This window comes from Streptomyces sp. NBC_00076 (genome assembly GCF_045041235.1).
In the GTDB taxonomy this organism is placed as follows: Bacteria; Actinomycetota; Actinomycetes; order Streptomycetales; family Streptomycetaceae; genus Streptomyces.
Genome location: NZ_CP108242.1, coordinates 1,103,577 through 1,129,482, shown reverse-complemented (window position 1 = coordinate 1,129,482; position 25,906 = coordinate 1,103,577). Strand labels below are relative to the sequence as shown.

Below are 25,906 nucleotides of genomic sequence, written 5' to 3'. Positions count from 1 at the left end.
CTCCTCGTGCCACCGTGCACGAGCTCAGCGTATGGCACTGAGTGTCACTCGTAAAGGCACTCCGTACCCTGAGATTGGTCAGTCGTGCCCCAGCACGGTCTCGATCTCCTGGACCACCCGCCACAGCGGAGCCCCCCGCCGGGAGACGACGACCACCACGTCCTCGGGCTGCTCGGCGACGAGCGGCGTCTCAGTCGCGCCGAAAGCCGACCGCACGTACCCGAGGGCGTGGTCCACCGTGGCGCTCGCGTCGCTCTGCCCGTCCGCACGCAGCCAGGACCGCAGCGCGTTGTTGTGGGCCGCGACCACGGCGGCGGCGATCACGTCGGCCCGCAGGGTTCCGTCAGGCCGGCCCGCGAACCGCGCCCGCAGGTACTCGGCCAGGGCCCGCTCGTAGCGCCACACCACGGACAGCTCGTACGCGCGCAGGCCCGGCACCTTCTTGGTGAGGCGGTAGCGCTGGACGGAGAAGGTCGGGTTCTCGGCGTACATCCGCAGCACCAGCCGGGCCGCGTCGCAGACCCGCCCCACGGGCTCCTCCGTGTCGTCGCCGGAGCCCAGGAAGGCCGTCATGTCGGCCAGGCAGCGCTCGTGGTCGGGGAAGACCACGTCCTCTTTGGACGGGAAGTAGCGGAAGAAGGACCGGCGGCCGACCCCGGCGAGCGCCACGATGTCGTCGACGGTGGTCTGCTCGTACCCCCGCTCCAGGAACAGTCGGAAGGCCGCCCCGACGAGTGCGTCCCGCATGGGCGGCTTCGCGGCCGCCGCCTCCGCCTTGTCGCCGCGTCGGGGCGCCGCGCTGCTGGAGCTCATGGACGGGAACGTAGCACCTGGTCGACCCATGTGGCACTCAGTGCAGCGACTTGAGGGAACTGAGTGCTCTGTGCCAGGCCGGGGCGACGGAGGCTGAACTCCTCGCCCGACGGCCACGTATCCCTTGCCGGGGGATGCCGCAGGTCCCTGCGCAGGGGACGGAAGGAGAGCAGCGTGCCGACACCGCCCGACCAGGGTTCGCCTCAGAACAGGCAGCCCCTGGAACCGATCCGTGTGCTGCGCCCACGCCGCACGGACGCCCTCGCCGAGCTGATCAGGGAGTACCGGGAGCAGAACGGCATCTACGATCGTGAGCCGAACGGGGCCCACCAGCGGGAGCCGAACGGCATCACCCACGAGCGTGAGCCGAGCGGCGCCTACGAACCGGAGCAGAATCGCGCGTACGAGGCGGTGGCCCTGTTCGAGGCGTCGCCGCACGCAGAGGAGGCGACACAGGAACTCCCACCCGTCGCCCCCGTCCGACGCCGGGCGGCCCCGCGCGAGGCTCCCCGCGACCGGCCTCGGCACCTGCGCCGCACGGCCGTCGTCGGTGCCGTCGCCGCCGCCGCGGTGGTCGGATTCGGCTGCGCGTTCCTGCTGCCCGGTCGCGGCGACGCGACCGCCGCTCCGCCCCCCTCGCCACCCGCCTCCACGTCCGCCGCCCCCACAGTCGCCGCGCCCGCGCCGCCCGCCTCGGCCGGCGTGACCGACCCCGACGGCGCCGGAACCCTCCGCGAAGGAGCCGACGGCCCCGAGGTCACCGACCTCCAGCAGCGCCTGCTGCGCATCCCCGACGTCTACGCCGACGGCTCCACCAGCGGCCGCTACGACGCCACCCTGACCGAGGCGGTGGCCCGCTTCCAGCTCTGGTACGGCATCCGCGGCGACGAGACCGGCGTCTACGGCGACGACACCCGACGCGACCTGGAGTCCCGTACGAACGGCGGATGAGACGACGGAGGAGAGGCCGAAGGCGGGGGAGAGCGGGGGAGAGCGGGGGATGAGAGGGCGGATGACAGGAGGACCGCTGCTGCCCTGCATGTCGTCCCGGATGGTGGGGGTACCCGTGCCGTGATGGGCTGAGGCCGGGACACCGGCCGCGCGTGACGGGACAAACGGACGTGGAGCGGGTATGGCGGGCATGGACGCGTTCATCGACCGGCTGAACCCGGGCATGTGTGTGGTGACCGCGACGGCGGACTCAGAGCGGGCCGGCTGCCTGGTCGGCTTCTCCTCCCAGTGCTCCATCCACCCGGCGCGCTTCGTGGTGTGGCTGTCCCGGATGAATCACACCTACCGGGTGGCGCGCTCGGCCCGTCACCTCTGCGTGCACCTGCTGACCCGTGAACAACGGGAACTGGCCGAGCTGTTCGGCTCCCGCACCGGCGACCGTACGGACAAGTTCGAGCACGTCCGCTGGCAGGAGGGGCCGGAAGGAACGACCGTGCTTCAGGACGCGGCGGCCTGGTACGTCGGCGCGGTCCTGCTGCGCGCCGACGCGGGCGATCACGTCGGCTTCGTCCTCGACCCGGTGACGGCCGGCGAGCGGGAGGGCACGGACGACGGCCCGCTGCTGCGGCTCGACGAGGCGTACGGGATCCCGCCCGGTCACCCGGCCGACTGATTCCGCCGCGTACTCGAACACCGGGCAACGCCTGGGGAAAGTGACCGCGACGACGGATCGGCGGACGTCAGCATGGGCACACCCCTCCCCGGGGTCCCGTACGTCCTGAACGAAGGCCACGCCGATGAGCGGCTCCCGTATCCCGGGCCTGGTGCTGCCCGCCGTATTCCTGCTGGCCCTCGTCGTGGGGGTGTTCTGGTACTGGCGGCACCGCGGAGACGACTGACGGGCCGCGAAGGCGATTTGACGGCCGCGAAGATGACGAACGGCGGCGGGCGCGGCCGGAGCGGTGCCCCCCGTCACTCCGGCTCGGTCGGCACCCGGATGTCGACGACACAGACGTCGTCCCGCGGGTCGTCCCGGAGCAGGGCGGCGAGCAGGGGGCCCAGGGAGCCCGGCTCGTCGGTGTGGTGGGTGACGGCAGCCTCCGCGAGCCGCGCCAGGCCGAGGTCGATGCTCTCCCCGGGCCGCTCCACCAGACCGTCCGTGTACAGGATGAGCCGGTCGCCCGGTTCCAGAAGGCACTCCGTCTCCGCGTAGACCGGCGAGGAGCTCGCGCCGAGCAGCATGCCGCGCGGGCGCCCCAGGTAGCGCACGTCCCCGTCGCGCAGCAGCAGCGGCGGCGGATGGCCCGCCTGTGCCCACACCAGACGGCGCTCACCAGGGTTGTAGCGGGCCAGGATCATGGTCGCGGTGCCGTGGGAGTCCCGGGAGTGCAGCAGCAGGGTGTTGAGCCGGGCCAATGCGCCGGTCAGTGACGAACCGGTGATGACCATGCCCTTGGCGGTGAAGCGGAGCTGGGCCATCGTGGCGACGGCGTCGATGCCGTGGCCGGCGACATCACCGACCACGAACAGGGCGTCGCCGTCAGGCAGTTCGATGGCGCTGAACCAGTCGCCGCCGACGTGCAGCCCCGTCTGGGCGGGCATATAGGCGACCTCGACCCGCAGCCCGGCCGGCCGCACGGGGCTGGTGGGCAGCGGCAGCAGCGCGTGCTGGAGCCGGGCGGCCAGTGTGCGCTCGGCGCGCAGCACGCCGTGCTGGGTGAGGTTCTGCTGCTCGCTCTCCACGAGGGCGAGCTCCACGCTGCGCTGCGCGGTGAGGTCCTGGACGAAGCCGTGCACTTCGACGGGCGTGCCGTCGACGTCCGTCAGCGCCTCGGCGACGGCCCGCAGATGGCGGATCCCGTCGCCCGTCCGGATCCGGAACGGCACGTCGAACGCCCGTCCCGCGTCTACGAGTTCGCGGATGGCGCGGGCCAGCAGCGGCGCGTCCTGGGGCAGTGTGTGGGCCGGCAGCTCGGCGAGAGGGATCGGCCCCTGATCGGGGGCCCGGTCGAAGATCGCGAGGACCTGGGACGACCAGCCGGCCTCGTGCGTGACCAGGTTCCAGTTCGCCCAGCCCAGATTGCCCAGCCGCTGCACGTCCGCCAGCCGCTGCTCCTGCCGGTGCGAGGACTCGCGCCGGATCCAGGTGACCACCAGTCCGTCGCCCAGCCGGGCCGCCCGTACCGCGTACACGGAGAGTTCCGGGACCCCGGACACGCTCTCCTGGTGGGCGAACGGTTTGCTCTCGAACGGCTCCCCGGCGGCGAGGGTGCGCAGACAGCCCCGCCACAGCTCCTCGCCCGCCATGCTCGGGAAGCACTCCAGGATCCTGCGGCCGACCAGATCGTCCCCGGTGCGACCGACTATGTCGACCGCCTCCGCCGTCGCCGCGTCGATGCGGTAGTCCTCGACCTCCGAGGACACTGCCCGCAGCGGGGTCATCAGGACCGCGGCGCCCGGCAACGAACCGAACACCGCCTGTGCGGATCCGGTCACGTCGGCGGCCGGAACGTGCCGGGAACCGAACGCGCGCAGTCGTCCGGCGCACAGCCGTGGCACCGCCCGCAGGAGCCTTCGGACCGACGGTGTGAACGAGCCCTCGCGTGTGCGCAGCACGCCGATGCAGACGTCGGCCACGTCCCCGGTCGGCAGCGGCAGCCAGGCCCGGGAGCGCCAGCGCTCGGGTGGATCCCCGATGAGCAGATACCGTTCCCGGTCCGCCTCGAAGTCCTCCAGCCACTGCGGCTCCCGTGCCCGCAGCGCGTCGAGCGCGGCCACCCCGGTCAGTGGCGGCACGTGGCACCACTGGGCGGCGAGGGTGTCGTCGATGCCGGCGTGCCCGATGAGTTCGAGGCCTCCGGTGGCCAGTCGCTGGTAGAGCATGATCCCGTCGGCGTCGGCCTCCGGCGCGAGGTGTTCCAGCAGGCACCGGGCGAGTTCCTGCGGGGTGCTCACGCGGACCAGCGCCTCACCGAGACGACCGAGGGCGGCGAAGTCGTCGTTCGCGCCATCGTCGTCGTTCCTGCCGTCGGCCCAGGTGTCGGCATCGGTCGTGCGCTGGGCTGCCGGTACGCCGGTCCCGTGCGCCGAGTCGTCGGTCACGGAGAGGGCGGGACGGGGCTCGTGCACAGCGCCACGCGACGAAGGCACCAGGCCGCCCAGGGTTGTCCAGCACTCCTCGGCCAGCGTGCGGTCGGCGGCCTTGGCCCGCCGCCTCAGTTCCTCGACGGCCTCGTCCGGGTTGTACCTGTTCAGCGCCATCAACGCGCCCTTGGCCCGCTCCAGGACGGCGGACGTGACGGCCTGGTCCCGCAGCCGGTCCATCTCGGCACGCTGCCGGGCAACCACCTGGGCCAGCGCAACCATTTCGGGCTCGGTGCCGGGTTCGGCGGGGCTGGCGGGCTCGCTCGTCACACGACGAGCATTGCACATCAGTCTTGCTTCGATTGCCGGCTTGCACCGGGGGATCGCACGTACCGGTGAGACCCTCGCCGCCGGGCCGGCCGGGGCCTCCGCCCCAGGAGACGGGGCCCCGCCGACCTTGTCCTTTCCGGGCGTCGGCGAGGGCCCCGACCTGTCCGCCCACGGCGTCAACGGTCAGGCGGCGGGAACAGCCACAGCCGCAGCAGACGGCTGAGCGACGGCATCACCAGGTAGGTCAGCACGGGCAGCAGCACCAGGGGGAACACGGCGGCGCGCAGCGGCAGCGGCCAGTTGGTGGTGGCGGGAGTCACCAGCCACTGGATCAGCAGGGTGAACGGATAGGCGCCGAGGAAGGTGGTGAGCACCATCTTCCACCGGGGCGGGGCCTGCACGGTCGTGCCGGGCAGACTGAACCAGGCCTCCATTCCGGTCGTCGACTGGCGCTCGCTGCCGATCTCCTGGGCGATGCCCTCGATCCGCTCGTGCCACGTGGTGCGCTCCTCCGACTCCAGCCAGGCGGCGAGCCGACGCGGGTCGGACCAGCGCAGCACCGCGTGATAGCGGTGCCCGTCCTCGGGACGCAGCCACGAGACGCCCTCGTTGCCCGGGAACCGTCTGGCGCAGTCGGCGATCCCGTGCGTCCACTCCTCGAACTCGTGCTGGTGGCCCGGGCGCACCTGCCAGGTGAGGACCGTGGTGATCGGCTCGCTGCGCCGTACTTCGGTGGTGCTCATGTTCACCACGGGTGCCACCTGAGCGGCTCGTCATGCCGTCACGGGCGGAAGCGGGGCGTCCTGGACCCTCGGCCGTCAGCGGCCGTGCGTGTGGTCGACCAGTGCCCGGGTGACCGCGCGGACGCTGCGGGCGATGTGCTGAAGTTGCAGGACCTCCGCCGCGTACAGCTTGATCGTGTGCTCGATGACCGACTCCGGCAGACCCAGCGCGGGCAGGTCGGCCCGGGCCGTCTGCAGGGCGGTGCGGGCGACGCGGATCTCGTGCTGGACCTGGATCTGTGCGTGCCGGGCGAGCAGCACCGGGTGCCGGATCAGCGCCGGGTAGCTGGCGTAGCGCGCCGGCACCAGCTCGCGCAGCCACTTGGCCGCCGAGCGCTCCCAGTCGTAACTGCCGGGGGCCTTGACCTGGCACGGCCAGTCCGGGCCGATGCGGGCGGTCGTCCGCGTGCTCGTCAGGGGCATGGTCATCGCTTCCCGGTGTGCGGCGTCGTGCGGGTGGTCCGACGGGGGTGGGCGGCCCCGGCCCAGGGGATGGCCGGGGCCGCGAACGGGCGTTCGCTCAGGCGACGCCCGGCCCGGACACCCTGGGCGCCGACGCGGGTAGGAGACGGCGGCTTCGGGTGTCCGTCGGTGTGGAACGTCTCCCGGTGCGGCCCGGGGGTGCGATCCGATGAGCAGTATTTATATATGCCGTCTGCTTTGCAAGGCGCATGAAAACATTCATGCGCGATATGTGGCGAAGATTCCTCGATGCTCCGAGTTGTGCCGATGTGGGCGGAGGTGCGGTCAGTCCCGCAGGAAGAACTGGTGCTGGTCGGAGATCTGCTCGTACTCCTCCAGCCGGGCCTGCGTGCGCTCCGGGTCGGCGTCCGTCATCGCCTGGAGCAGTGCCGCGGCCATCACACCCGGGGCGGCATAGGAGTCGAAGACCAGACGGGAGCCGGTACCGAGGGCGAACACGGCGTCCGCCTCGTCGGCGACCGGCCCGAGAGCCAGGTCGGTGATCAGCGCGATCTTCAACCCGGCGCTGCGCGCGACGCGTACGGCGGTCAGGGTCTCCTGGGCGTGCCGGGGCATGGAGAACGCCAGGACCCAGGTGCCGCCGGCCTCCCGCGACTGGAGCAGGGAGTCGTAGGCGACGCTGCCACCCCGCGTCACCAGCCGCACGTCGGGGTGGACGCGGCGCGCCGCGTACGCGAAGTACTCGGCCAGGGACGCCGAGATGCGCAGGCCCAGCACGGTCAGCGGGGTCGAGCGGGACAACTCGCGGCCCACACCGATCACCTGGTCGGGGTCGACGAAGTCCCGTCGCAGGTTCTCCAGGTTCTCGATCTCGGCGTCGACGGCCGCCTGGAGTTCGTTGCTCCCGTTGTCCTCCGCCGTCGCGGGGCCGCCGGCGAGGGCGCGGAGCGCGATCGCCTGCAGTTTCTCCCGCAGGGCGGGATATCCGCTGAAGCCGACCGCGGCGGCGAACCGCGTCACCGAGGGCTGGCTGACGCCGACGCGCTCCGCGAGATCGGTGATCGACAGGAAGGCCGCCTCGGTGATGTGCTCGATCAGGTACTGCGCGATGCGTCGCTGTCCCGGGGACAGCCGGGGCCGGTCGAAGAGCGTCCTGAGCTGGGACGTGGGGGAGGCCTCCGCCTCCGGTGCGGTCTTGCCCGAGGTGATCGAGGATGACTGTGCGCGTGCCTGCTGCGGCGATGGCACCGGTGCGCCTCCTTTGTCTCCCACGGACGTTCAACATAGCCCACCCACCCCGGTGACCAGGGCTTGTGCGGCGTCATCCGGCCGCCGACGAAAAGGACGGATACGCGCGCGCGGGCCGGGCACCCGCCTGGCGGCACCGGTCGACAGCGAGGTGCGGCACCGTCGACGTCAAGGAGGAGCGAATGAGCGCGATCAGCGCGCTGGAACAGGCCCTGGAAAGCCGGTGGGAGGCGCTGTGGGCGAGGGTCGCCGACAAGGACCCCGTCGAACTCCTCGACGCGTTGCGGGCCGAGTGCGACCGCAACGTGGTCGTCTGCAGCGAGTCCCGGGTGGTGGTCCCCAACGCCTACGACGTCGAACTCGCCGACGGCGTGCACGACGAACTCACCCGCCGGGGCAGCAGCGTCGGCCAGGAGCTCACCGACGCCCTGATGCGGCACGCGGAGGGCAAGGGCTACGAATGGGCCGGCCCGCTCACCGTGCACATCACGAGGTCCTCGGCCGTGCCCAACGGCCGCTACCACGTGGCCAGCAGGGTGATGACCCATGTGAGCGCCGAGGGATTCCAGTACGTGACGCACTAGAGGCGGATCACCGCCGGTAGATCGTGATCGAGTGACCGACCTCGTCGATCCGGCGACTGCTGTCGATCAGCTCGGCCAGCCTTCCGGTCGCCTTGGCGACCGCGGAGTCGGAGACGACCAGCAGTCCGCGCACCGCCCGCACGGGCCCCTCACGTGGATCGGCCGCGTCGATGCCGTAGTACGACGGCACACCACTGCCCTTGTACACGAGCCAGATCCGCTCGCCCCGGTAGCGTTCGCGCAGCCGGTCGGCGAGCCGGCCGAGGTCCTGACCCCAGTCGACGTTGGAGTCGTGCAGGTGCAGCCGGGTCTTCGCCGGGCCACCGAACGCCTCGTTGGAGTACGGCAGATAGTAGGGGTACGTCCGCAGCGAGCTCACCGCGACGAACAGCACCAGCGCCCCCGTCACGGCCGGGCCCCACCGCCACCGCACGGCGACGACACAGCTCGCGGCCACCGCCAGGAACATCGGCAGGAAGACGGCGTAGCGGGTGCCGAGGTCGCGGGCCCCCTCCATGGCCGCGGCCAGCAGCACGGCGGAGGGCGCGAGCAGGTACGGCGCCGTGGGCCGCAGCCGGGGGACCACGCACACCACGACCGCGCCGGCGGCCCACAGGGCCAGCATGCCGAGCGGGGTCTTCACCAGCAGTGCGGCCGGCAGGTAATACCAGAGGGACCCGGTGTACACCTTGCCGAAGAGGAAGCCCTCCCACGGGTGGTTCTCCAGACCGAACTGGATGCGCATCCCGTCCCGGTACGCCTCCGGGAACGGCATCAGCTCGACCAGCAGCCCGCGCCGCCCGTGCACCACGGGCACGTACTGCACGGGCGACCAGCGCAGCCGCGGATCGACGGCCAGGTACGCGGCCCAGACCACGGCGACCGCCACCAGGGCCACCACGGCGGCCCCCACGGCCGCCCGGAGCAGCGCCCGGCGCCGGCCCGACAGCCGGGCGGCCGGATAGGACCAGACCGACACCCCGGCCAGGACCAGCAGCACCGGGATCGCCACCAGCGTGCTCATCTTCGTGGCCAGGGCCGCGCCGAGCGCCACCCCGGCGAGCGGCAGGAACAGCCCAGGACGCCGACGCGCCCGCCACAGCAGCCACACCGAGGTCAGCAGGAAGCCGGCCGCCGGCACGTCCAGCGTGGCCAGCGAGCCGTGCGCGACGACGTCGGGGGAGAAGGTGTAAAGGGCGAGCGCGACCAACCCGGCCACCGGGCCCGCGAGTTCGCGGGCGAAGGCGAGGACGACGAGACCGAAAAGCAGGGTCAGCGCGATGACCGGGAGGCGGGCCCACAGCATCAGCCGCCACGGGTCGTTGCCGGACTCGTACAACAGGCGCTGTCCGAGGAGGCTCTGGCCCTCGGTGACGGACGGTTCGACGTGCGGGTCCGCGAGCGCCACGCCGGTGGCGATGACCAGTTTGCCGAGCGGCGGATGCTCCGGGTTGTGGCGCACGCGGTGTTCGTGCAGGTACTCGGCGGCCGTGCCGACGTACACCGGTTCGTCGATGGTCGGGGTCTGCCGCACGGCCGTCGTCACCATCGAGGCGGCCATCTGGCCCAGGAGCAGCACCACCAGTAACGGCACCAGCCACCGCCTGCCGGGCCGTTCCGGCGTCCGTCCGCCGGACGCGTCGACAGCTGTCTTCGGGTCCAGGACCGTGTGCGTCACGCGCGCCATCATCCGCCCCGCGGTGACACCGGGCGGGCGGTGGCGGGAGCGACCGAGCGGCGTCTCATGCGCCTACTCTGCACCAGCTCCCGCCACCCGGGGCGTTACCGCTTCAGGAGTCGTACCGACAGACCTTCCGCCGTGTAGACGGGTACGGCCCGCAGACGGTCGGAGTTCAGCTCGACGCGGTCGAACTGGCCGCGCAGCACCGGGGCGCCGAGCACGCGGACCGTGCGGCCGGCGGCCGGCGGCCGGTCGGCGTCCAGCCGCAGGGACAGCGTGCTGCCCCGGCCCAGCACCGCCCGGCGCGTCACCTCCAGGACCGGCTCCTGGCCCGAGCGCAGCGTCACCCGCAGCGTGCCGGAGTCCTGCGTGTAGGTGCCGTGGACCTGGAGCGACGTGCCGAGCTCGAGCGTGCCGCCCTGGACCCGCACATCACCGTGGCCCAGCGCGTGCGCCGACCCGGCGACGAGGACACCGTCGGCCAGCACGGTGCCGCCCGTGTACCGGTTGTGCCCCGTCAGGGTCAGCGTGCCGGTGCCGCGCTTGGTCAGGCCGCCCGGCCCGTCGATGTCGTTGCGCCAGCTGTCCGCGGCCTGGAAGCCGCCGGCCGCCGCGTCGAGCGTGACGCTCACGTCGGAGTCGAAGGCGCCGTAACCGTCGGCCGCGGCGAACAGGTTCAGCCGGCCCCACTGCTCGAAGCCGTCCAGCAGGACGTACCCGGAGGGCACCGCGGTGGTGCGCAGGACGTCACGCCGCTGAGCCGCGCTCAGGTACGGCAGTCGCGTCTCCAGCAGCACCTCCGCGCCCTTCGGCACGGTCAGCGGCTCGTCGTGGCCGCGTCGGGTGAGCACGTACGTCAACCGGGGCTTGACGGCACGGGCGTTGTCGTCCCGGTCGGCGTACGGGTCGGAGCTGTCCGAGTGGGCGTACGCGTACAGCGTGTCCGCCGTCGTGCCGGTCTCCTTCTGGAAGTACGCCAGGGCCTGGGCGCGTGCCGCGGCCTTGATCTCCGCGTTCGCTGGATCGGCCAGAGTGGCGGCGGCCAGGGCGGTGGCCATGATCCGGCCGCCGAGGACGTCGACCGTCGAGTGCATGCCCGACATGATCCGGGTGTGGCTCAGCTCGAAGGCGCGCGTCACCAGTTCCTGGAAGCGCTCCGGCACCGCGTACGCGTAGGCCAGTGCCGCGAGGTGGAAGGCGTTGGTGTGGCCGCTGGGGTAGCCGCCGTCGTCCACCGGCGAGGTGCTGCGCTGCCGCAGCAGTTGCGTGGCCACGAGCACCTTGGAGTCGTAGACGGGGTAGCCGAGCGCGTCGGTCCTCCCGGTGTCGACGACCTGGCTGTCCTCGTTCATGCGCCACGGGCGCGGGTACTGGAAGGCGTACTTGCCGGGGTTGCCGGAGGCGAACGGGCCGCGCACCGTGTCGACCAGTTCGGCCACCTTGCCGAGCGCCGAGTCGTGCGAGCCCGCGCCGAGAGCGGAGCCGGCCGGGGCGTCGGCCGGTATCGCGTCGTCGATCTTGGTGGGCGGTGTGCCGTCGGGCGCGCCGGTGATCGACGTGACGGCCTGGGCACCCGTCCGGTACAGGTCGGCCAGCGGACCCAGGCCGGCGATCATCGCGTAACTCTGGTGCTGACGGTCGTAGAGGAAGGCCTCCTTCGCCTGCGCCTCGGTGCGCGTCGAGGTGAGGTGGGCGCAGTAGCGCATGTTGGCGCGCAGCACTTCGGGCATCAGCGGGGTGCCGGTGTTCCAGGCGCCGCCGGTCTTCCACACGGCGGCCATGCCGCCGAGGACGCGGACCACGGCATTGGTCTCGGGCGTCAGGTTCGCCATGACGTTGGTCCTGTAGTCGTCCACGAACGCGGCGGCGCCGGCGGCGGCCTTCGCGTCCGCGGCAGCCAGCCATGTCACGAGGGTGGGCGCGGCCAGCACACCGGCCGAGGCACCAAGGGAGGTCTTGAGGAACCCCCTCCGGTTCACGGCGCGTTCACGGACCGGCGAGGGGGAGCGGTGCCCGGCTGATGACGGCATACGTCTGCCTCTCTCGAGTTCTTCGGCCGTACGGCCGCGGGAAGGAGGTGGAGCGATAGATCGTGACTCATGGTGCGGCACGTGACGTTGGCGTCGAACGCGCTTTCCCGAGTCCCACGAGCGAAGATCTACGGGCGAGTTGTGTCGGATCAGGGCGGATCCGGCGTCCGCCGCATGTCAGAGGAGTGAACGGGCCATCGCCACCGCTCCCTCGACCGGCGCTGCGTCCAGAGGCCTCGGGCGGGCCCCGGGCACGCTCGTGGCCAGGGACGTCACGAAGGCCTCGTACAGGGCGGGTTGGGCGAGCACGGTGCTGCCGGCGACCACGACGTCCTCGACCGGCACTCCGCGGTCGGCGAGCCGTCGGACGAGCGCGGCCAGGGAGCGGCCGCCCTCGGTGATCACCGTACGGGCGAGGAGGGATCCCGCCTCGGCGGCGGTGAACACCACGGGGGCGAGCCGGCCCCACTCGGCGGAGACGTCGGTGGCCCGCTCCAGGGCCGCGCCGAGGGCCGGTACCTCGTCGACACCGAACGCGGCGACCAGGCCCTTGGCGAGTTCGTCGGCGCTCTCGCCGCGGTCGTGGGCCGCCCAGACGGACCGTACGGCCTCGCGGACGAGGCCCGCCGAGCCGCCCTCGTCCCCGAGCACCGCGCCCCAGCCGCCGACCTGGACGAGGCTGTTGTCGGCGAGGCGGCCGACCGCGACGGAACCGGTGCCGGCGACCAGGCCGACACCCCGCACGAGGCCGGCGGCCGGTACGAGGAGTTCGGCGTCGCCCATGACGAGTGCGGGCGCGTCGAAGTGCAGATGCAGCGCGGTGCGTATCTGGTGGCACTGCCGGGGTGTCTCACAGGCGTGGCCGCCCACGGCGACGGCCGACGGGCGCGCGCCCGCCGGCAGTGCCCCGGCGACCAGTGCCGCGACCCAGGCGGCCGCGGCCACGGGGTCGTGCGGCCGCCAGCCGCTGCTCGGGCGGACATGGTCGGCGACCAGGTCGTCCCCCGCGAAGGCGCGGAGATGCGTCTTGGTGCCGCCCACGTCGATACCGACCACGAGAGGACATGGGGGAAGGGCGTCCTGCACGGATCCTCTTTCGTCGTTGCGCTTGGCTGCGACGGCGGGCGAACCGTGCCTGGAACATGGGGAGTTGATGAACTAGGGAAGCCCCGGGACGGGCTTCTGTCGGGCACGGCAGGCGAGTACCGTGACGTTCGTTAGGAAGTTAACTAACGAAGTACAGTGCGTGTCAAGAGGCGTCTCGCACGCGACCACCGCAGCGTTCCCACCGGGCCGCGGCCGGGCGGGAACCGCGGGCGCCAGGGCATCCCATCGCCGCATCCCGGGAAGCGATCGCTCCGGGAGTGCGGCCCATGACCCGTGCGGGAGAACTGTGGAACACGACGTGGCGAGAGCCTCTCGCCTGACCGAGAGCGCGAGCGCGGTGTTCGCCGTGCTGGCCGGGGCGGGCACCGCGACCCGGCCGCAGCTCGCGACCCTGGCGGGTCTGTCCAAGCCGACGGTGTCCTCCGCCGTCGCGGAACTGGAGAACGCCCGGCTCGCCGCCCACTCCGGCACCGCCTCCAGCGGCACGGGCCGTTCCGCCGCCGTCTACCGTCTCGGCCCCGCCGCCGGGGCCGTACTCGCCGTCGACCTCGGCCCCGCCTTCACGCGGGTACGCGGCTGCGCCCTGGACGGCACCCTGCTCGCCCAGGCGACCGGCTCCCGGGAGGGCGCCGCCGACGTGGTGCGCCAGGCCCTCGACGGGCTGCCGGACGGCGCTCCGCTGCGCACCATCGTCGTCGCGGTCGGTGATGTCACCGTGCCGCAGAAACGGGGGACCGGCGTGCGTCCCGCGACCGCCAAGGCCGGCCCCGTGTTCGACGCCATGGCCGTCGCGCTGCCGCCGGGCGTACCCATCCACCTCGAGAACAACGTCAACTGCGCGGCGCTCGCGGAGCTGCACGAAGGCGCCGCCCGCGGTCGTGACACCTTCGGCTACCTGCGGATCGGCGTCGGTATCGGCCTCGGCATCGTGGTCGGCGGCCGGGTGCTGCGCGGAGCCAACGGCGCGGCCGGCGAGCTGGCCCGACTGCCGTACCCGTGGGACGTCGGCCGTGAGCCGGCGCAGGAGGCGCTGGAGGAGTACATCGGCGCCCGCTCGCTCCTGCGGCGGGCGGCCGAGGCCTGGCCGGACGAGGACGGGCCGTGTCCGCGCACCGCCGAGCAGCTCTTCGCCCTGGCAGGGAAGGGCCGGGCGGCGGCCCGCGCCGTGATAGGCCGCCATGCCGCCGACGTCGGCCGTCTCGCCGCCGCCGTGACCGCCGTACTGGACCCGGGACTGATCGTTCTGGGCGGCAGCACCGGCGCGGATCCGCAGCTCCTGCCCGGTGTGCGCGCCGAGCTCGCCCGGCTGAGCTGGCCCACCGAAGTCGTCAGCAGCACGGTCGGCGATCTCGGCACCGTCGTGGGCGCTGCCCGGCTCGCGGTCTCCCGAGGAGTCCAAACCGTGACCGATGCCGGAGGGAAGAAGGATTGACGGCTTCCGACTCGATCTGCCAATGTCCGGACAAGCGCTTTCTAAGTCGGCCGGGACGCCGACTCCGGGTGAGCCTCCCGCCCGTACTTTGAAGTACGGCAGCCGCACGAGGGCGTGCTTGTGCGGCGCCGGCCGACATGGCCGGGGACCCCACCCGTCAAGGCGACGCGGCCGGGCGAGGCCGTGCCCCCGGAAAGCGGAATTCCCTGCACAATGCACCCGTGCCGCTTCGGCTGGCGCCGTGCTTCTTCCGCTACGACGAAAAAGGGATCGAAGATGACCACTGTGGGTGTGCGGCGCTCCCGCCGACTCGGCCGCGGCGGCATACGCCGCCTGGTTCCCCTCGCTGCCGTGGCCTCGGCAGGTGCCCTGCTGCTCTCCGCCTGCGGCTCGGGATCCGACTCGGGCGGGAACTCCAAGTCGCTGACGTTCTGGATCTCCACGGTTCCGGGGCAGGACGCGGGCTGGAAGAAGATGGTGGCGCAGTACAAGAAGGAAACCGGCGTCTCCGTCAAGCTCGTCAACATCCCCTACGACGGCTACACGACGAAGCTGCACAACGCCGCGCAGGCGAACTCTCTGCCCGACGTGGCGACCGTGCCGGCGCTGGACCCGATCTGGTCGAACAAGCTGATCGACCTCAAGTCCATCGCCAACAACAAGAGCAACAAGATCAACGCCAACTTCCTCGCCAAGGACTCGTCCGGGAAGGTGCTGGCCATCCCCTCGGACGTCACCGCGTCCGGCATGTTCATCAACAAGTCGCTGTTCAAGAAGGCCGGCGTCTCCTTCCCGGCCTCGCCCCAGAAGACCTGGACCTGGACCGACTTCATCGCCGCGGCGAACAAGGTCCGCGAGAAGACCGGCGCCAAGTACTCCCTGACCTTCGACCAGTCGCCGTCCCGGCTGCGCGCCATGGTGTACGAGATGGGCGGGAAGTACGTCCACGCGGACTCCTCCGGCAAGTTCTCGGCGGACGCGGCGACCAAGAAGGCCGTGAAGTACTTCGTCGGACTGAACGACGACAAGACCATGCCGAAGTCGGTGTGGACCAGCGGCGCCGACCCGGCCGCCATGTTCCAGAGCGGTGACGTGGTCGCCTACTGGTCCGGCGTGTGGCAGGTGCCCGCCTTCGCGGAGAGCATCAAGAAGTTCGACTGGGCGAGCGTCCCGACTCCCGCCCAGCCGGTGCAGGCCAGCGACGTCAATAGCGGCGGCCTGACGGTGGGCTTCAACAACAACGGCGACGCGGCCACCGCGGGGACGAAGTTCCTGTCCTGGCTGTACGAGCCGGCCCACTACCAGGCGCTGTGCGAGGCGTCCGGGTTCCTGCCGGTCGAGAGCGGTCTGAACCCGAAGTACCCCTTCACCTCCGAGGCGGCGCAGGCGGCGTTCAAGCTGTACAACGAGTCGATCCCGCTCTACGCCCCGATCTCCGGGTACTTCAACACCGCGCAGACGAACTGGGTGCTGAAGGGCAAGAGCATCACCGAGGACCCGACCAAGACGGAGCTCGGCAAGGCGATCAACGGCCAGCAGTCGGCCGACAAGGCCCTGCAGAACATCGTGGACGGCTACAACCAGCAGGTCGGCGGCTGAGCGTAGGCCGGCAGGCCCGGGCGGCGGGACCAAGACACCGCCGCCCGGCCTCGGGGGCCCACGTGATGCCGGGCTCATGGACTGAGCCCGCAGCAATCCATTCCACCAGCACGGAGTCAGGAAGATGACAAAACGCGCCTCGGACGTGTCCGTGAGCCCGCCCAGGAGACGCAACAAGTACGTCGTCGCGCCGCTCGTCCTCATCGCGGCCAATGTCGTGCTCTTCGCGCTGTTCTTCGTCTGGCCGGCGGTGATCGGGCTCGTCTACTCCTTCACGAACTACACGGGTGTGGGGGCGTTCCAGTTCATCGGACTGGACAACTACCACAACCTGTTCGGGGACTCCACCTTCTACGACGCGCTGACCCGGACGCTGCTGTACGCCGTGCTCTTCGTTCCGCTGAACTTCGCGCTCTCGCTGCTCGCCGCCAACCTGCTGGTGAGCAAGCACGCCAAGGGCGCGTCGGTCGCCCGCGTCCTCTTCTTCATCCCGTGGCTGCTGTCGCCCATCGTCGTGGGTGTCCTGTGGCGGTGGCTGTTCGGTGAGAACTTCGGGCTGGTCAACTACCTCATCGAGAAGCTCGGTGGGAGTGCCGTTCCGTGGCAGTCGAACGCGGACCTGTCGTTGATCGTGGTGGTGGTGGCGGCATCCTGGGCCTGGACGGGCTTCTCGATGCTGCTGTTCATCGCGGCGATCAAGAACGTACCGGTGTCGTACTACGAGGCTGCCTCGCTCGACGGCGCCGGTCCATGGCGCCAGTTCGTCAGCATCACGCTGCCGAGCATCGCGCCCACCTCGTTCATCGTCATCCTGCTCAACACGATCAACGCGATGAAGGAATACCCGCTGTTCGTCGCCCTCAACAACGGCGGCCCCGGAACGTCGAACAACCTGATGGTCCAGTACATCTATGAGACCGGCTTCAAACGGGGCCAGATCGGCTACGCGAGCGCCGCGTCATTCGTGCTCATGCTCATCCTGATGGCCGTCGCGATCATCCAGCTGATCGTCAACCGGCGGGTGGAGAACCGATGACAACCACAGACATGCCACGCCCGGTCGACGCCGATGCCGGACGGGCCGTTTCCAAGAAGCGGCCCCGCAACGCGGGCAGCGGTGGGCTCCGGCGGGCGGTGCCCGCGACGACACTGCTGTGGATCCTGGCCTGCCTCTACGGGTTGCCGGTGCTGTGGTTCATCCTCAGCTCCCTCAAACCGGCCGGGGATCTGTTCTCCTATCCGCTGACGCTGGTTCCGCACAACCCCACGCTGTCGGGTTTCAAGGCAGCGTGGGACAGTGCCAACTTCTCCCAGTACTTCATCAACACGGCCATCGTGTGCGTGATCACGACGATCCTCACGGTGGGTGTCAGCTGCTGCACCGGGTACGCGCTGGCCAAGTACGACAACAAATGGCTCAAGGTCTTCTTCATCTGCATCCTGGCCACCACGATGCTGCCGTCCGAGGTCATGCTCGCCCCTGAGTTCCTGGTGGTCCGCAACCTCGGCCTCTACAACTCGTTCGCCGGCATCATCCTCCCGGCCGTGCTCACCGCGACCGGATGCTTCATGTTCCGCCAGTTCTTCCTGACGGTTCCCGACGAACTCGTGGAAGCAGCGCGCATCGACGGAGCCCGCGAACTGTCGATCTTCCTGCGGATCATGGTGCCGCTCTCCCGGCCCATCATGCTGACCCTCGCCATCCTGTCCTTCCAGTGGCGGTGGAACGACTACATCTGGCCGCTGCTGATGCTCAACGACCCCAACAAGTTCACCGTGCAGATCGGCATCCAGAGCATCGTCGGCGCGCAGAACATCAACTGGTCGGTACTGCTCGGCGCGTCGGTCATCTCCATGATCCCTCTGATCGCCATCTTCCTGGTCTTCCAGCGCTACGTCATGGGCGCCGACATCAACGCCGGACTCAAGGACTGACCTTGCCCACCCCGCTCGACCACGAGTTCCTCCGCGCGGCGGCCCGCGCCGCCGACCGGTCGGCCGCCCCACTGGCGGCCGGCCCCGAGGAGGAACCCGCCGGTGTGCCGCACCGTGGTCTGGCGCGCCGGGTGAAGACCCTGGTCGCGGCATACCGCTCACCGGACTCGGCACTGCACGGCAGCAGGCAGGCCATCGCCGCCGCGATGACCCATCTCCGCGCCCTGCGGGCGGTACAGACACCCACCGGACTCTTCGCCGGCGGTGACAACGTGCAGTCACCGCCAGACTCCGCGTTCACCGTCAACGACGTGTGCGACGCGCACCTCCTCGCGGCCGACGCGGGGCCGGAACTGAGCGAGGTCACGGCCGCGCTCGCCGAGATCGCCGGCGCCGCCTCCGGCAGTGTCCTGACCGGTGGCGTGCACACCCCGAACCACCGCTGGGAGCTGTGCGCGGCGCTGGCCCGGCTGCACCGTTCGTTCCCCGACGACCGGCTGCTCGACCGCATCGAGGAGTGGCTCGCCGAGGGCGTCGACATCGACGCGGAGGGCCTGTACTCGGAACGGAGCGCCAACTACGCGGCCCACGTGTCCAACCCGTCGCTGCTGCTGCTGGCCGAAGTGCTCGGCCGCGCCGACCTGCTGTACGCCGTCGAACGCAATCTCGCCACGACCCTGGACCTGATCAGGCCGGACGGCACGGTGGAGACCGTCCACTCGCGACGGCAGGACCAGAACGGCCCGTTCCCGCTGGCGCCCTACCTGCCGCACTACCGGCTGCTCGCGATCCGCACCGGCCGGGGCGACTTCGCCCGGGTGGCGCGGCTGGCGGCCGCCGGCGGTATCGACGACCCCGACCTGCTCGCCGAGACCCTCCTCACCCCGGACCTGTGCCGCGCCCTGCCGGCCCCGACCGCGGAGACCCTTCCGCGGGACCGGTACCTCACCACCGCACGCCTCGCCGCACGCGCCTCGGCCACCGCGCACACGGTGGTGTACGGCGGCTCCGACGTCCCCGAGCACCGGCGCATCCGCTCGGGCCTCGCCTGCAACCCCACCTTCCTGCGCCTGTTCGCCGGAGGGGCCGTCCTCGACGCGGTCCGTCTGACGCGGGGGTTCTTCGACCTGGGCCCGTTCCGCGCCGCAGGCATGCAGCAGCTCGCCGACAACCGGTACCGGCTCACCGAAACCCTCACGGCCGCCTACTACCAGCCGATCCCGAAGGACGAGAGGCGGGACGACGGTGTCTACCGACTGGTGGACGACGGACGTTTCTCGGCCTCGATGGCCTTCCCGGACCGGCCTCGGGACGAGGTCTCCCAGACGACCCGCGTCGAAGTGGACCTGAGGGAAGACGGTGCCGACCTGCGCATCGACATCAGCGGACCACCGGTCCCCTGGGCCCTCGAACTGACCTTCCGGCCGGGCGGCGTGCCAGAGGGCGCCGTACCGATCGGCGACGGACGCTGGTGCCTGACGACCGGGCCGATGACCTACCGGGTCGGTGACGACGAGATCCGGGTCGAGGCCGGCGTCGAGGCGGGCGGACCGTTCGCCGGGCCGGACCGGAACGACGTACTGCGGTACGACCCGGGTCAGGACTACACCGTGGCGGGCGGCACCGACGCGACGACCGGGAACCGTGTGTACATCGGTGGACTCGGCCCGCACACACTGACCGTCGCACTGCGCGCCCGCCGGCCCGCACCTGTCGTGTGACCCCGACGAACCACGCCCAGGCCACCCCAGGCATGAAGGGTTGAACCCCGTGCACCTCACGCCCCATCCCGTGCACCTCCCGCACCAGCGCGGCCCGCTGCACGACCTCCCGGACACCCCGGAGGCGTACGACGCCGTCCTCGCCGACGTCGTCGAGCAGGCACTGGCCCGGCTCACGGCGGAGGGCAACCTCGAACACCCCGACTGCGTAGACGACATCGGTGACACCTCCCTCGGCATCACCTCCCTGCTGGCGCTCGCCTGGCAGCGCACCAAGGACCCCCGCCTGCCGGAGGCGGTGCGCCGCAGCCTCGCCTTCCATCTGCGCGAGCGGGTGTACGTCGACGACAATCCCGGCTACCCGAACCTGAGGGTCCGCAACTCCCGTTTGCCGTATGCCCGTTACACCCTCGCAGCCGGGGCGCACCCCATCGGTGACTGGCCGAGCACGGTGTGGGCGCTGCTCCAGGCGGTCGACGTGCTCGACGCGTCGGACGGCCTGGTCGACGACGAACAGCGCGCCCAGCTGCTGGAGTCGGCGCGCGGTTACTGGCGCTGGCTGACGCAGATCACCTTCTTCAACCCGCAGGAGGCGGGCAACCAGGCGATCGGCTGCATCGTGGGCGGCCTGATGCTGGCCCGCCATCTGCCGCCCGAGGAAGCCGAGTCGGTCCGCACGCGGGCGCTCCAGCTGTACACCGACGAGATCCGCGCCCACCGGGTACGCGACCGCGGCGCCCTCCTGCCCCCCGAGCACGGCGGCGCCTACGACAACAACTACGGCCCGATCTCGCTCTCCTTCCTCGCCCAGGCCCATCTGGTCAGCGGCGAGGAGATGTTCGCCGAGGACGGAGACGCGCTCGCCCGCTATCTCGACGCCCGCCTCACGAACGGCGGCTTCGACAACGGCGGCCCCCGCTACAGCGAACAGCACTCCGCCTTCGAATCGGTCCTGGGCCTGCGCTACTTCAGCCGCCGTATCGGCTCCGACCTCGGCCGCTACCGGGGCGACAGCCGCTGGGCCCGGCACGCGGTCAAGGCGGACGGCGGGGTCGACGGCCACTTCGCGTGGATGCTGGTCTGGCAGATCCAGGACGCGACCCGCTGGCACAGTGAACCGTCCCGGGCGCTCGTACGGCACCAACTGCGCGCGGGCACGGTCTCGGTGGCCTTCGACAACCGGATGACCCCGGCGGTGGTCGAGGCGGGCGGCACCTACTGCCTGGCCGCCGCCGTCAACCGCCAGCACGGTTTCGGCCCCGTCACCGACGGCTTCCTGCTGTGCCGACCGATGGGCCAGGTCCGCGTCCGTGACGTCCGCCGCGACGGACTGACGGCCAAGCTGGTCACCAAGCCGGTCGTCGGCCGCGACCACGTCCTGCGTCGACTGCGTTCCCTGTACGTCACCGACGGCGCGACCCTGTGGACGACGGTCGCCGTCGAACGCCTCGACGGGACGCCGTACCTGCTGGCCGGCCTGCCGTACGCCGAGGACGACGGCGACCGGGTCCGGCGTACCGCGCACGCGGCCGTGTCCTCGGCGGGCACGCTGCGTCTGACCCACCCGGACACCGAGGGCGTGGACCACTTCGACGCCCGCGCCGAACTCACCCAGGAGCAGGCCGCGTTCGCCCTCGCCGAGGACCCGCGCGGCTACGGCAACCCGGACGCGGGCTGGCGGCACCTGGTCAGTTCGACGGCCCTGGAGGCCGGCCCGGTCACGGACGCACCGGAGGACCTGCATGTCTTCGCGGTGCGGTACGGCACCGAGGAGCCGTTCACGGTGTCCGTGGAGCGGGGCGAGGACGGGCTGACCGTACGGACGGACGCCTTCACGGCGGTCATCGGGGCCGATGACGTCCACGGGGAGCCGGAGCTGTCACTGCGAGGGGCCGGCACCTGAGGTCCGTCCGCGTCGGAGGCTGCCCGGGTCCGACGGGCAGCCCCAGCGGTCCCCAGCCGCGCCGCGCGGTCTCGTCGGCCACCTCGTCCCACTGACGCACCAAGGCGTTGAACGCGTTGAACGCGTCGAAGAGGTGCGGCTGTACGAGCAGAGGACAGCCACCCTCATGCAGCGGGCCCTCCCGCTCACTCGCCCGCGTCCGCTCCAACCGCCCCCGGTCCGCCGCCGGCACGGTGAGGTCCGGCCCCGTCCGGCCACCCCACGACGCCCCGCACCACCAGGTCCGCCCGCTCACGGGTCGCCGCGACCAGCCGCGCGTTGCGCTGGTCCGAGCGCAGCACCCAGGCCACCGCCTCCTCGTGGCTCTTGCCGAACTCCTCGTGCCGGTCCACCAGTCGCCGGACGCGCTCCTCCTCGTCCCACTCGCAGAACCACACCTCGTCCAGTTGCGGCCGGACCCGGGCCCACGCGCCGGTGTCGAGGAGCAGGTAGTTCCCCTCGGTCACGACCAGCCGGGCCGTCGACGGCACCGGAATCGCCCCCGCGATCGGCTGCTCCAGGATCCGCTCGAAGCCGGGCGCGTACACCACGTCCCCGTCGTCACCCTCCTCCTCGCGCAGTCGCCGCAACAGCGCCGCGTACCCGGCCGCGTCGAAGGTGTCGGGCGCGCCCTTGCGGTCCCGGCGGCCGAGCCGGTCCAGCTCGATGTCGGCGAGGTGGAAGCCGTCCATGGGGACGTGCGCCACCCACGGGTCCCGGGGCCCGTTGAGCGTACGCACCAGTTGCTCGGCCAGCGTCGACTTGCCCGCGCCGGGGCTGCCGGCGATGCCGAGCAGGGCACGGCGGCCGGGCCGGATGAGGGCGCGGGCCCGGGTGAGCAGGTCTTCGAAGGTCAGCGGCACACTGCCGAGTGTGCCAAAGGACCAGGGCAACCTGTCGTGAAAGCGCCCCCTGTGGCGTGCGCCACCCACTGGACCGGGCCCTGCGGGGAACCGGGCCTGTATGACGGAGCTCGGACTTCCCGAAGGCATCCTTGCCTGCCTCTTCGACCTCGACGGCGTGGTCACCAGGACGGCCGTCGTGCACGCGGCCGCCTGGAAGGAGATGTTCGACGCGTTCCTGCGCGAACGCGACGGCGAACACTTCCGGCCGTTCGACGACACCGACTACGACGAGTACGTCGACGGCCGACCGCGCGCCGACGGCGTCCGATCCTTCCTCGCCTCCCGGGACATCGACCTGCCCGAGGGACGGCCGGACGACCCACCGAGCGCCCCGACGGTCCACGGACTCGGCAACCGCAAGAACGAACGCGTCCTGGAGAAGATCCGCACCGACGGCGTCGAGGCCTACGACGGCACCCTGCGCTACATAGCGGCGGCGCGCGCCCGGGGCCTGCGCACCGCCATCGTCTCCTCCAGCGCCAACTGCCGTGACGTCCTGCGTGCGATCGACGCCGAGGACCTCTTCGACGTACGCGTCGACGGAGTGGTCGCCGCCGAGCGCGGGCTTCCGGGCAAACCGCGTCCCGACACCTTCCTGGCCGCGGCACGGGACCTGGGCGTGGACGCCGCGCACTCCGCCGTCTTCGAGGACGCCCTGGCCGGTATGGACGCGGGCCGCTCGGGCCACTTCGGATACGTAGTCGGTGTCGACCGGGTCGGACAGACCGACGCCCTGTACACGCACGGAGCCGACGTGGTCGTGAAGGACCTCGCCGAACTGGGAGGCAAGGCGTGATCAGCCACCGGTCCTACACCGTCGAACCCTGGGCGGTCCGCGAGACCGACCTCAACCTCGAGGTGCTCGCCCAGAGCGAGTCCGTGTTCGCGCTGTCCAACGGCCACGTCGGCTGGCGGGGAAACCTCGACGAGGGCGAACCGCACGGCCTGCCCGGCTCCTACCTCAACGGTGTGCACGAACTGCACCCGCTGCCCTACGCCGAGGCCGGCTACGGCTACCCGGAGTCCGGCCAGACCGTCATCAACGTCACCAACGGCAAGGTGCTGCGGCTGCTGGTCGACGACGAGCCGTTCGACCTGCGCTACGGCCGCCTCGTCCACCACGAGCGCTCCCTGGACCTGCGAAGGGGAGTGCTGGAGCGGACCTGTGAGTGGATCTCGCCGGCCGGCTCCCGGGTCCGGGTGCGCTCGACGCGGCTCGTCTCCCTCACCCAGCGGGCGATCGCCGCCATCGCCTACGAGGTGGAACCCGTCGACAGTCGCACCCGGGTGGTCATCCAGTCGGAGCTCGTCGCCAACGAGAGCCTGCCCGAGTCGAACGGCGATCCGCGTGCCGCCCGCGGGCTGAAGTCACCGCTGGAGCCGGAGGAGGACTTCGCCTCGGGTGCCCGGTTGCGCCTTGTGCACCGGACCCGCCGCAGCGGCTTCCGGGTGGCCGTGGCCGCCGACCATGTCATCGACGGCCCCGAGGAGACCACGACCGGCAGCGAGAGCAACGTCGACGTGTCCCGGCTGACCGTCACCTCCGTCCTGGACCCCGGAGAGCGGCTGCGGGTCGAGAAGCTCGTCGCCCACGGCTGGTCCGGGGTGCGTTCCCGGCCCGCCATGAGCGACCAGGTCGAGGCGGCGCTGGCAGCGGCGGCGCACGGCGGCTGGCAGGGCCTGCTGGACGAACAGCGGGCGTACCTCGACGACTTCTGGGCCCGCGCCGACGTCGAGGTCGACGGCGACGAGGAGATCCAGCAGGCCGTCCGCTTCGCCCTCTTCCACGTGCTCCAGGCCGGCGCCCGCGCCGAGCAACGGGCCATCCCCGCCAAGGGGTTGACCGGATCCGGCTACGACGGCCACGCCTTCTGGGACACCGAGACCCTGGTTCTGCCCCTGCTCACCTACACCGCCCCCGACTCCGTCGCCGAGGCGCTGCGCTGGCGGCAGCACACCCTGCCCACCGCCCGGGAACGCGCGGCCCAACTCGGCCTCGACGGCGCCGCCTTCCCCTGGCGGACCATCGAGGGCTCGGAGGGCTCCGCGTACTGGCCCGCCGGCACGGCCGCCTTCCACATCAACGCGGCCATCGCGGACGCGGTCGTGCGCTACACGGCGGCCACCGGCGACACCCGCTTCGAACGCGACACGGGTGTCGAACTCCTGGTGGAGACCGCGCGGTTGTGGCGCTCGCTCGGCCACCACGACCACCACGGCGTCTTCCACATCGACGGCGTCACCGGCCCCGACGAGTACAGCGCGGTCGCCGACGACAACCTGTACACCAACCTGATGGCCCGGGCGAACCTGCTGGCGGCTGCCGACGTCTGCGGACGCCATCCCGAACAGGCCGCTCTTTTCGGCGTCGACGACGAGGAGAGCGCCGCCTGGCGGGACGCCGCCGAGGCCGTGCACGTCCCCTACAACGACGAACTCGGCGTCCACGAACAGCACGCCGGCTTCACCCGCTACCAGCGCTGGGACTTCGCCGGCATGAGCGCCGACCAGTACCCGCTGATGCTGCACTTCCCCTACTTCGACCTCTACCGCAAGCAGGTCGTCAAACAGGCCGACCTGGTGCTGGCCATGTACATGTGCAGCGGCTTCTTCGAGAAGTACTGCGACGAGGAGCAGATCGCCCGCAACTTCGCCTACTACGAGCCGCTGACCGTACGGGACTCCTCGCTCTCGGCCTGCTGCCAGGCCGTCGTCGCCGCCCAGGCCGGGCATCTCGGTCTCGCCTACGACTACACCGCCGAGGCTGCGCTGATGGACCTCGCCGACCTGGAGCAGAACACCCGGGACGGACTGCACGTCGCGTCCCTCGCCGGCACCTGGACCGCCCTGGTCGCCGGTTTCGGCGGCCTGCGCCGGGACGGCACGTCACTCAGGTTCGCCCCGCGCCTGCCGGACCGGTTCAGCCGCCTCGCCTTCACCCTCCAGGTCCGGGGCAGGCGGCTGCGCGTGGAGATCGGTCCGGAGAAGGCCACGTACACCCTGGTGTCCGGCGAGCCCCTGACCATCCGCCACCACGGCGGCGCCCTGACCGTGAACGGCGACGGCCCCGTGGTCCGCGAGATCCCGCCCCAGAAGCCCCGGCCGGCCCCCGCGCAGCCCCCGCACCGCAGCCCCAACGCCCGGTGATGAGCCCGGGTGCGGGCCGTTCCGGTCCGTACCCGGCTCAGGGCGACGGCTTTCGGACGGGTGTCGTGCACCTGGCCTAATGCGGCCCTGCATATTCATGCACGACGGGTTAATTTAGCCGTGTTTTTTCTGTTTATCCGATCCCGCCTTCGTCTCGACGGGCCGCGGGTCCTGGAGATCCTACGAGACGTA

At 71.4% G+C, this 25,906-nt stretch carries 20 protein-coding genes; 11 read left to right on the top strand and 9 right to left on the bottom strand.

Translation table 11 applies throughout. From position 1 onward, the window contains the following. Window positions 1–78: 78 nt before the first annotated feature. Window positions 79–813, bottom strand: coding sequence for a TetR family transcriptional regulator (locus tag OHA64_RS05225; RefSeq protein ID WP_405608541.1), 735 nt, complete (start codon window positions 811–813; stop codon window positions 79–81). Window positions 814–987: 174 nt separating this feature from the next. Here OHA64_RS05225 and OHA64_RS05220 point away from each other — a divergent pair, with 174 nt between their 5' ends. Both OHA64_RS05220 and OHA64_RS05215 read left to right on the top strand, forming a co-directional pair. After that, window positions 988–1,764: a peptidoglycan-binding protein gene (locus OHA64_RS05220; RefSeq protein WP_405608538.1), complete on the top strand. Its 777-nt coding sequence runs from the start codon at window positions 988–990 to the stop codon at window positions 1,762–1,764. 181 nt (window positions 1,765–1,945) lie between these two features. Continuing rightward, window positions 1,946–2,437 carry a flavin reductase family protein gene (locus tag OHA64_RS05215; RefSeq protein ID WP_405608535.1) on the top strand — a complete coding sequence of 164 codons (492 nt, stop codon included), beginning with the start codon at window positions 1,946–1,948 and terminating at the stop codon, window positions 2,435–2,437. A gap of 299 nt (window positions 2,438–2,736) precedes the next feature. Here OHA64_RS05215 and OHA64_RS05210 read toward each other — a convergent pair whose 3' ends face one another. The 4 genes from OHA64_RS05210 to OHA64_RS05195 all read right to left on the bottom strand — a co-directional run bounded on the left by OHA64_RS05210 (window position 2,737) and on the right by OHA64_RS05195 (window position 7,631). Next, window positions 2,737–5,130 (bottom strand): SpoIIE family protein phosphatase, encoded by a 2,394-nt coding sequence (locus tag OHA64_RS05210; RefSeq protein ID WP_405623871.1) that lies wholly within the window; start codon window positions 5,128–5,130, stop codon window positions 2,737–2,739. 224 nt (window positions 5,131–5,354) lie between these two features. Then, window positions 5,355–5,921, bottom strand: a complete 567-nt coding sequence (locus tag OHA64_RS05205) for an antibiotic biosynthesis monooxygenase (RefSeq protein ID WP_405608532.1) — start codon at window positions 5,919–5,921, stop codon at window positions 5,355–5,357. Window positions 5,922–5,996: 75 nt separating this feature from the next. Continuing rightward, window positions 5,997–6,389, bottom strand: a complete 393-nt coding sequence (locus OHA64_RS05200) for a hypothetical protein (RefSeq protein WP_405608529.1) — start codon at window positions 6,387–6,389, stop codon at window positions 5,997–5,999. Between the two features lie 318 nt (window positions 6,390–6,707). Continuing rightward, a complete protein-coding gene (locus OHA64_RS05195; RefSeq protein WP_405608526.1) occupies window positions 6,708–7,631 on the bottom strand; it encodes a MurR/RpiR family transcriptional regulator in 924 nt (307 codons plus the stop codon). A 182-nt stretch (window positions 7,632–7,813) separates the two neighbouring features. On the opposite strand from OHA64_RS05195, the gene OHA64_RS05190 reads away from it, so the two are divergent. Further along, window positions 7,814–8,215, top strand: a complete 402-nt coding sequence (locus OHA64_RS05190; protein WP_405608523.1) for a DUF3662 domain-containing protein — start codon at window positions 7,814–7,816, stop codon at window positions 8,213–8,215. 7 nt (window positions 8,216–8,222) lie between these two features. On the opposite strand, the gene OHA64_RS05185 is transcribed toward OHA64_RS05190, so the two are convergent. The 3 genes from OHA64_RS05185 to OHA64_RS05175 form a co-directional block, all read right to left on the bottom strand. After that, on the bottom strand, window positions 8,223–9,905 hold the full coding sequence (locus tag OHA64_RS05185) for a phospholipid carrier-dependent glycosyltransferase (protein WP_405608520.1): 1,683 nt from the start codon (window positions 9,903–9,905) through the stop codon (window positions 8,223–8,225). A 92-nt stretch (window positions 9,906–9,997) separates the two neighbouring features. Further along, on the bottom strand, window positions 9,998–11,926 hold the full coding sequence (locus tag OHA64_RS05180) for a phosphatase PAP2 family protein (RefSeq protein WP_405608517.1): 1,929 nt from the start codon (window positions 11,924–11,926) through the stop codon (window positions 9,998–10,000). A 177-nt stretch (window positions 11,927–12,103) separates the two neighbouring features. Further along, entirely contained in the window at window positions 12,104–13,012 is a 909-nt protein-coding gene (locus OHA64_RS05175) for an N-acetylglucosamine kinase (RefSeq protein WP_405608514.1), read from the bottom strand. 319 nt (window positions 13,013–13,331) lie between these two features. On the opposite strand from OHA64_RS05175, the gene OHA64_RS05170 reads away from it, so the two are divergent. From OHA64_RS05170 to OHA64_RS05145, 6 genes are all read left to right on the top strand, one after another. Continuing rightward, window positions 13,332–14,465, top strand: a complete 1,134-nt coding sequence (locus OHA64_RS05170) for an ROK family transcriptional regulator (protein WP_405608511.1) — start codon at window positions 13,332–13,334, stop codon at window positions 14,463–14,465. A gap of 276 nt (window positions 14,466–14,741) precedes the next feature. Then, window positions 14,742–16,064, top strand: coding sequence for an extracellular solute-binding protein (locus tag OHA64_RS05165; protein WP_405608508.1), 1,323 nt, complete (start codon window positions 14,742–14,744; stop codon window positions 16,062–16,064). Between the two features lie 124 nt (window positions 16,065–16,188). Continuing rightward, window positions 16,189–17,100, top strand: coding sequence for a carbohydrate ABC transporter permease (locus tag OHA64_RS05160; RefSeq protein WP_405608505.1), 912 nt, complete (start codon window positions 16,189–16,191; stop codon window positions 17,098–17,100). Then, the gene (locus OHA64_RS05155) at window positions 17,097–17,999 is read left to right on the top strand and encodes a carbohydrate ABC transporter permease (protein ID WP_405608502.1); all 903 of its coding nucleotides are present in this window, start codon (window positions 17,097–17,099) and stop codon (window positions 17,997–17,999) included. Before OHA64_RS05160 ends, OHA64_RS05155 begins: the two co-directional genes overlap by 4 nt. Before the next feature lie 2 nt (window positions 18,000–18,001). Continuing rightward, window positions 18,002–19,720, top strand: a complete 1,719-nt coding sequence (locus OHA64_RS05150; RefSeq protein WP_405608499.1) for a hypothetical protein — start codon at window positions 18,002–18,004, stop codon at window positions 19,718–19,720. Window positions 19,721–19,790: 70 nt separating this feature from the next. Continuing rightward, window positions 19,791–21,623: a hypothetical protein gene (locus tag OHA64_RS05145; protein WP_405623870.1), complete on the top strand. Its 1,833-nt coding sequence runs from the start codon at window positions 19,791–19,793 to the stop codon at window positions 21,621–21,623. 185 nt (window positions 21,624–21,808) lie between these two features. Here the strand turns inward: OHA64_RS05145 and OHA64_RS05140 are convergent, their stop codons facing one another. Continuing rightward, entirely contained in the window at window positions 21,809–22,525 is a 717-nt protein-coding gene (locus OHA64_RS05140) for a nucleoside/nucleotide kinase family protein (protein ID WP_405608496.1), read from the bottom strand. Between the two features lie 100 nt (window positions 22,526–22,625). On the opposite strand from OHA64_RS05140, the gene OHA64_RS05135 reads away from it, so the two are divergent. Both OHA64_RS05135 and OHA64_RS05130 read left to right on the top strand, forming a co-directional pair. Then, on the top strand, window positions 22,626–23,363 hold the full coding sequence (locus tag OHA64_RS05135; RefSeq protein WP_405608493.1) for an HAD family hydrolase: 738 nt from the start codon (window positions 22,626–22,628) through the stop codon (window positions 23,361–23,363). Beyond that, entirely contained in the window at window positions 23,360–25,714 is a 2,355-nt protein-coding gene (locus tag OHA64_RS05130; protein WP_405608490.1) for a glycoside hydrolase family 65 protein, read from the top strand. Before OHA64_RS05135 ends, OHA64_RS05130 begins: the two co-directional genes overlap by 4 nt. The last annotated feature ends 192 nt before the right edge of the window (window positions 25,715–25,906 follow it).